Origin of the sequence: Pantoea sp. ANP04, from assembly GCF_041982285.1 — a bacterium.
In the GTDB taxonomy this organism is placed as follows: Bacteria; Pseudomonadota; Gammaproteobacteria; order Enterobacterales; family Enterobacteriaceae; genus Pantoea; species Pantoea eucalypti.
The window spans coordinates 1-593 of record NZ_JAUTYS010000096.1 but is presented as its reverse complement, the minus strand read 5'-3'; the positions used below and the strand labels follow the sequence as shown (position 1 = coordinate 593).

Below are 593 nucleotides of genomic sequence, written 5' to 3'. Positions count from 1 at the left end.
CAAGGAAGTGGAGGTGCAGCGCAATCTGGCGGCGACAGTGTTCGAGGCGGCCAGTGAAGGCATCGTCATCCTCGACCCCGAGTACGCCCTGATCGCTGCCAATCAGGCCTTCAGCCAGGTCACGGGCTATCAGATCGAGGACATGCTCGGGCGCAATGTGGTGGAACTGTCCTGTAGCCGCGATGCCCGCCGGCATTACCCGTTGATTCATCAGGCCCTGGAGCAACACGGCAGTTGGCAGGGCGAGCTGGTGGAGACCCGCAAGAACGGCGAGCTCTATCCGCAATGGCTGCAATTGAATGTCGTACGGGATAAACGAGGGAAAATCCGCCACATCGTGGGCTTCTTCGCCGATCTCTCGGCTCGGCGCGAGTCCGAGGAGCGCATGCGCTACCTCACTCACTACGATGAACTCACCGGGCTGGCCAACCGTTCCCTGTTTCGCGAGCGCCTGGGCGAGGCCCACCAACGGGTACGCCAGGGCGGCCGCAGCCTGGCCTTGCTGCACATCAATCTGGATCGCTTCAAGTTGCTCAACGACAGCCTCGGCCATGAAGTGGCCGACCAGTTGCTGCAGAAGATGTCCAGACGAC

The 593-nt window shown here is 61.7% G+C and carries 1 protein-coding gene; it reads left to right on the top strand.

Translation table 11 applies throughout. From position 1 onward, the window contains the following. Positions 1–13 precede the first annotated feature (13 nt). Positions 14–593, top strand: a 580-nt coding sequence (locus Q7C21_RS22515; protein ID WP_375151161.1) for a diguanylate cyclase domain-containing protein, incomplete at its 3' end; no start/stop codon positions are given.